Origin of the sequence: Lentzea flaviverrucosa (assembly GCF_003350445.1) — a bacterium.
Classification (GTDB): domain Bacteria; phylum Actinomycetota; class Actinomycetes; order Mycobacteriales; family Pseudonocardiaceae; genus Lentzea; species Lentzea californiensis.
Genome location: NZ_QQAU01000008.1, coordinates 401,419 through 407,854, shown reverse-complemented (window position 1 = coordinate 407,854; position 6,436 = coordinate 401,419). Strand labels below are relative to the sequence as shown.

Genomic DNA, 6,436 nt, shown 5'->3' with positions numbered 1-6,436 from the left:
ATAAGGATTGTGTTTGATCGCTCCAGACGGAATATGTCTGGCATCAATCTAGTCTTGCCTCAAAGGAACTACCTCGACGAGGAGGTAATTCATATATTACTGGCTGTGTTTCGGCACGCTGTTGAGTTCTCAAAGAACACGCGCACACCGCAGTCACATCAGCTTTTCGCTGACTTACTTCCGGGGCTTGTGTTGCTGAAGCTTATTTGGTCTTGCTCGCCGGTGTCAAATCGGCCTCTAGGAGGCTTTATCTTCCGGCTTTTTCGCCAGGCCCGTTCCGGCTTGTTTCCCGGCCCGTGTCGCTCTGACTTGGAGAACATTACACGGGGCACTTTCGATCTCCAAATCGGGGGGTCACCCGAGCCTCTGCACCGCCGTTGACCTGCGCGTTCGTCACCGCGAAGACCGAATGACGATCAGCCTCCGCGTCGAGCGCCGGGACGGGGTCGCCGACACAGGCGTCCGAGAAAGGCCTAGTCACGGGCTCTTTGCGCACATAAGCGGCCGGCACGGGCGCCGCGACGGCCGCGAAAACCTCGTTCAAATCGACTTGACGTGACCTGCGTCCCTTCGCAGGACCACCGAACAGACACACGAGGCGCCGGCGGTAGGTCTTGGCCACAAGGTCAATCATGGACCTCATGACGTTCGACGTGGTGGTGATCGGCGGAGGTCCGGCCGGCCGTGCGCTCGCACGGGCGTGTGCGCATGAAGGCCTGCACACAGCGATAGTCGACCGTCGTCCGCACCGTCCTTGGACGGCGACGTACGGCGCGTGGGCTGACGAACTCCCGCCCAACACCCCGACCAAGTCCGTGAGCACCACTGTTCGCGCATACGCGCGTGAGGAGCACCTGATCCAACGCACCTACGTCGTGTTGGACAACGCCAAGCTCCACGAACTGCCCGACACGGTCGAAGTACTCCAACGGCCAGAGGCAGCGCGCTACACGTTCAACGCGACAGGTGCGCGCAAGGGCCGTGCCGAGCAAACAGCCGTAGGCACGGTCATCGAGTCGGACAGCACCGAGACGACTTTGATGGACTGGCGAGGCACCGGCGACACGTTCCTGTACACGGTCCCGCTGGGTGGCAACCGGCTGCTGGTGGAGGAGACGTGTCTGGCGCGCAGGCCCGGCATGCCGTTGCAGGAGCTCCGCGAACGTCTGCACGCTCGTCTCTCCCCAGGCGAGGAAGAGGAGATCGTGCGCTTCCCCCTCGACGCACCAAGGGCCGCGAGCACCGCGTTCGGTGCCGCGGCCGGCTTCATCCACCCCGCCACCGGCTACAGCGTCGCCACCGCGCTGCAGCTCGCGCCACAGGTCGCCGCGGCGATCAAGGCGAACGAGGACCCCGGGCACGTCATCTGGCCGAAGAAGGCGCGCATCGTGCACGCCATGCGCATGAGGGGTCTCGAAGCGCTCCTCCGCTTCAGCCCGGACGAGACGCTGGACTTCTTCGAGGTGTTCTTCCGGCTCGACCAGGAGTTGCAGCGCGCCTACCTGTCCAGCCGTGATGACCTCAAGACGACAGCAGCCGCCATGCTCGCCTTGTTCCGCACGGCTCCAAGCCACCTCAGGTGGAAACTCCTCCGCTGAACTCCCAGCGTGAGGGCCGTGTCACCGAACGCACCGCCGGTGTGGCAAATGGCCGCCGAGAGCGTGAACAGCTGGTGAACCCGCTTGGAGCGAGTCGTTCGCACCGGCACGATCGGACCGTGCCCGCATTGCTGGATGACGTCAGGTTCGCCTTCCAGCCGCTGTTCAACCTGAACACCGGGGGCGTCGTCGCGATCGAGGCCCTGGCCCGGCCGCACGACGGCAGCGTGCAGGATCTGCTCCAGGCCGCCTTCCGGGCGGGTCTGCTGGCCAACGCCGACGTCGGACTCGCCTGCCGCGCCATCCGGTCCGCGGCCGACTTCGACCTGATGCTGCCCCTGCACGTGAACCTGCTCGCGATCACGATCGCGGACAAGCCCGAGGTCATGAGCCCTCTCTACGGCGCACTCCGCGACACGGGCCGGTCGCCGGACGGCGTCGTCATCGAGATCGGCGAGCCGTACTCACGGGCGAACCGCGGTCGGCTGGCCCGTGGCATGCAGACGCTGCGGAACAACGGTTTCCGCATCGCGCTCGACTGCGTGGGCGAGGGTGACGTGCCGCTCGGCCTGCTGACCAGCGCCTCGCCGGACTACCTGAAGCTTGACCGCGAGATCGTCCGCTCGCTGCCCGGCGACGCCGCGCGGGGCGCGCTGGTGAAGTCGCTGGTGCACCTCGGCGAGTACACGGGCGGTCAGGTCGTGGCCGAGGGCGTGGAGACCGAGGCGGAGCTGACCTACCTGCGCAAGCTGGGGGTGGGGTACGCGCAGGACAGGTTCCTCGCGCCCCCGCAGCGCAGGCCGGCGGTGAACGCGCGCATCGCGCCCGAGGCTGTCACGGAGACCGGCGAGATCCGGCGCAGCAACACGGGTCCGCGGATCACGGCCTTCCTGCACCCCGCCACGGTGCTGCCCGAGAACGCCACGAGCGAGGAGGTGCGCGAGGTCCTGGCATCGCAGCCTTCGGTCACGGGTGTCGTCCTGGTGGACGGCGAGGGCCGCCCGAAGTGGTCGGTGGACCGCAACCGGTTCCTGCTCGCGGTGACCGGTCCGTACGGGCACGCCCTGCACGCCAAGCGAGAAGCCGCACGGCTCGCGGACAAGCCGCACGTCATCGGCACCGAGGCGTCGGCGCTCGACCTACTGGACTTGGTGACGGGTGCGAACCGTGAACGCACGAACGACGACCTCATCGTCGTGGACCACAACGAGCGGTGCATGGGTGTCGTGCGCGTGGCCGACGTCGTGCGCGGTGTCGCCGAGCTCAAGGTGGAGCAGGCGGCCGCACTGAGCCCGTTGACGCGCCTTCCCGGCAGTGACGCGGTCGCGAAGGAAGTGGACAGGCGCATCGAACTCGGCGAGATCTTCGCGATCTCCTGGCTGGACGTCGACAGCTTCAAGCTGGTCAACGACACGGTCGGGTTCGCGGCGGGCGATGATCTGATCCGCGAGATCGGGCTCGAACTGGCGGACCTCGCGCACGCGTTCCCCGGCACGCAGGTCGGGCACGTCGGCGGTGACGACTTCCTCCTCCTCGCGGGACTCGACGAGACGGTGCCGCTGAGTGCTCGTTTGCTCGACAAGCCGTACACGGCAGAGGGACGACACGTCACCCTCTCTCTTGCGACCCTTATCTGTGCCCCGGGATCAGTGGGGTCGTATCGCGAGGTGTCGCGGTTGCTGGCACCAGTGAAGGAGCACGCGAAGTCGCTCGCCGGGTCCAGCTGGGTCATGGGCCGGCCGGGTACCGAACGACGCGACGTGCTGCGTGGTGTCGCGCAACGCGCGGTGAGTTAACAAGTACAACCAAACGCCTCCTGTGCGGCGCGCTGATCACTCATAGCATCGAGAGTGCTACTCAGTGCACAGGAGGTTCGCGTGCAGGTCGGCAGCAGAACTCAAGCGGTACCCGCGCAACGCAGAAGCATGGACGGCCTCCTCACCGTTGGCGTGGAAGAAGAATTCGTTCTCGTCGAAGCCTCCACGGGGCATTTGGCCAACCGTGCCAAGGAAGTGCTCGCCGGGGCCGACCAGTTCGAGGTGGACCTGCAGCCGGAAATCGCGCAATACCAGGTGGAATCGGCCAGCGGCATCTGCACGGACATGGCCGTGCTGCGCGAGCAACTGGCCGTGGCGCGCCGGGCGTTGATCGAGCGGGCCGCGCACCACGACGCGAAGCTCGCCGCGACCGGGACACCGGTGCTGGGCCTCACGATGCCGACGCCGCTGACGAACTCCCCGCGCTACCACCGGATGGCGCAGGAGATGGGCGCGCTCACCAACGACCTCGCGATCTGCGGCTGCCACGTGCACGTCGGCCTGCCCGACGACGAGTCGAAGATCTTCGTGAGCAACCACCTGCGGCCGTGGCTGCCCACGTTGCTGGCGCTGGGCGCGAACTCGCCGTACTGGCTCTACGGCGACACGGGGTACGCGAGCTGGCGGTACGTGGTCTGGAACCGTTGGCCCACTTCGGGTGCGCCGCCGCACTTCGACTCCGCGGCCGAGTACTACTCGGCACGGGAGGAGATCGTCGCGAGCGGCGCGGCGATGGACGCCGGGATGCTCTACTGGGACATCCGGCTCTCCGCCCGCCACCCCACGCTGGAACTGCGGGTCTCCGACGTCGCGCCGACGGTCGAGGAGGCGGTGCTGATGGCCGCCCTGGTGCGTGGGATCGCCGCCACCGCACTGAGTTCCGGTGCCGCGCCGGTGAAACTGCCGCCGCACCTGCTGAAGGTCGCGATGTGGCGTGCCGCGCGCGACGGCCTGGAGGGCTTCGGCATCGACCCGGCGACGGGCGCGCCCACGCCCGCGTCGTCGATCGTCGCGTCACTGCTGCGGTGGATCAGGCCGGCGCTGGAGTTCTCCGGTGACCACGAGATGGTGACCACCGCGATCGACCGGTTGCTGCTCGACGGGACCGGGGCGGTGCGGCAGCGCCGGGCGTTCGCGCGGCGCGGCAGGCTGGACGACGTGGTGGGATTCCTGGTGGCGCAGACATCTCCGGTCTGAGGTTCAGGCGAGCAACGGGATCGACGCCAGCACGATCGTCGACGCGACAGCCGTCGACATGCCGTAGCGCAACCGCTGCCCGGCGGCCGGCAGGTCCCGCGCGAGCAGGAACGCCGAGCACGCGACGACACCGACGGCGGCCCAGAGCGGGCCGAACCGGAACCACAGTCCGCCGCCGACCAGCAGCAGCCCGCCGACGGTCAGCTGGGTGGTCTCGTCGACGGCGTGCAGGACTGCTCGTGACCCGGTGTGGATGTCCTCGGTCCGGCCGGGAACGGCCCACCAGAGCGCCTGACCCGTAGCGAGGGCCGCGGCTCCGGAGAACAACAGCCACACCGCCGGATCGGCCCGTCCCCCGGCCGCCGCGTAGGCGGTCACGCTCGGCAGCAGTCCGGTGGCGATCGCCAGCGCCACCGGACCGGCGTACCCGCGCCGCTCCAGCCTGATCGGTTCGAGGCTGTGGGCCAGGTGCAGCACCAGGACCAGCCCGACCCCGATCGCGACTCTCCACGACACGGCGACGGCCAGTGCGAGCGCGAAGACCATCTCGACGACCGCCAGCGCGAGGACCCTCCGCGCGCCGATCTCCTGGACCGCCTGGCGGCGTTCGTCGGTGGCGCGGACGCCGGCGTGGGCGTCGAGGAGGTTGCCGGAGATGATCGCGACGAAGTTCGCCAGCACCGCGAGCACGACGGCGAGGTCGAATCTCGTTGCGTAGCAGGCGCCCCAGGAGGCGGCGCACGCGTAGTGCACGCCGAAGGGGTGGTCCAGGCGGTGGAGGTAGGTCAACGCCGGCACGTGGCCCCCGGAGATGGCGACTGCGTAACCCTAGGAACACAGAGAGTAGCACTGTGCGGCATTCGCACCGGAGTGCGTTGAGCCGTTCAGCGGACCAGCCTGCGGGGTGTTCCAGGCGGGCGGATGCTGGGCGAAAGGCCGGAAGGAGGAGGTTGTGACGACAGCGCGCGACATCATGCACCCCGGAGTGCGGTGCGTGGCCGAGGACGCGAGCCTCGTCGAGGCCGCCCGCATGATGCGGGACCTCGACGTCGGTTCCCTGCCGATCTGCGGCAAGGACGACAAGCTGCACGGGATCATCACCGACCGCGACATCGTGATCAGGGCCGTGGCGGAGGGACTGGACCTCGCGACGACCCGTGCCGGCGAGTTCGGCGGCCACGTCCACTGGGTCGACGCGGACGACCCGCTGGAACACGTGCTCGAGACCATGGGCGAGCACCAGATCCGGCGGCTGCCGGTCATCGAGGACCACCGGCTGGTCGGCATGGTGTCCGAGGCGGACCTCGCGCGGCACCTGCCGGAGGACCAGCTGGCGGCGTTCGTCGAACGGGTCTACGCCTGAGGTGGCCTGCTGACGCCGTGCTCCAGGTAGCGGGTCTCGCCTGATTCCCTCGCTCGCAACGCTTCCGCGACCCTGCGGGCGAGTCTGGGGATCAGGCGCTCCCCCGCCTGGGAGGGCGTCACGAACTCGTACGACCTGAGCTCCTCGGCCTGCAGCCGGATGTGGTCGTCGGCGGTGAGCAGGCCGCCCTCGAAGACGAACAGGACGCGGTCCTCGCCGTCGCGCGGCGCCCAGTCGGCCACGAGCAGGCGGCCGGGTTCCCTGACGAGCCCCAGTTCCTCCTCGATCTCGCGGCGGCAGGCCTCGCTCGGCGTCTCGCCGTGCTCGACCGCCCCGCCCGGGATCTCCCAGTGCGGCTTGTAGGTGGGCTCCACGAGCAGGAGGCGCCCTGCTTCGTCGAAGAAGAGGGCGCCGGCTCCGGAGAGCGCTCTGCTGCTGTGATCCACAGTTCCTTTGTACGG

At 68.4% G+C, this 6,436-nt stretch carries 6 protein-coding genes; 4 read left to right on the top strand and 2 right to left on the bottom strand.

What is annotated here, in order from left to right; translation table 11 throughout:
* Nucleotides 1–641: 641 nt before the first annotated feature.
* The 3 genes from DFR72_RS26130 (at nt 642) to DFR72_RS26120 (ending at nt 4,612) form a co-directional block, all read left to right on the top strand.
* Nucleotides 642–1,598 (top strand): lycopene cyclase family protein, encoded by a 957-nt coding sequence (locus tag DFR72_RS26130; RefSeq protein WP_177224578.1) that lies wholly within the window; start codon nt 642–644, stop codon nt 1,596–1,598.
* Between the two features lie 119 nt (nt 1,599–1,717).
* A complete protein-coding gene (locus DFR72_RS26125; protein WP_090067072.1) occupies nt 1,718–3,394 on the top strand; it encodes a GGDEF domain-containing protein in 1,677 nt (558 codons plus the stop codon).
* A gap of 129 nt (nt 3,395–3,523) precedes the next feature.
* The gene (locus DFR72_RS26120) at nt 3,524–4,612 is read left to right on the top strand and encodes a carboxylate-amine ligase (protein WP_090067071.1); all 1,089 of its coding nucleotides are present in this window, start codon (nt 3,524–3,526) and stop codon (nt 4,610–4,612) included.
* Nucleotides 4,613–4,615: 3 nt separating this feature from the next.
* Here DFR72_RS26120 and DFR72_RS26115 read toward each other — a convergent pair whose 3' ends face one another.
* Nucleotides 4,616–5,401, bottom strand: a complete 786-nt coding sequence (locus DFR72_RS26115) for a UbiA family prenyltransferase (protein ID WP_143086778.1) — start codon at nt 5,399–5,401, stop codon at nt 4,616–4,618.
* A gap of 163 nt (nt 5,402–5,564) precedes the next feature.
* Between DFR72_RS26115 and DFR72_RS26110 the strand changes: the two genes are divergently transcribed.
* Nucleotides 5,565–5,975, top strand: a complete 411-nt coding sequence (locus DFR72_RS26110; RefSeq protein WP_090067127.1) for a CBS domain-containing protein — start codon at nt 5,565–5,567, stop codon at nt 5,973–5,975.
* Here DFR72_RS26110 and DFR72_RS26105 read toward each other — a convergent pair.
* Nucleotides 5,966–6,421 (bottom strand): NUDIX domain-containing protein, encoded by a 456-nt coding sequence (locus DFR72_RS26105; RefSeq protein WP_090067069.1) that lies wholly within the window; start codon nt 6,419–6,421, stop codon nt 5,966–5,968. The genes DFR72_RS26110 and DFR72_RS26105 overlap by 10 nt on opposite strands.
* Between the last annotated feature and the right edge of the window lie 15 nt (nt 6,422–6,436).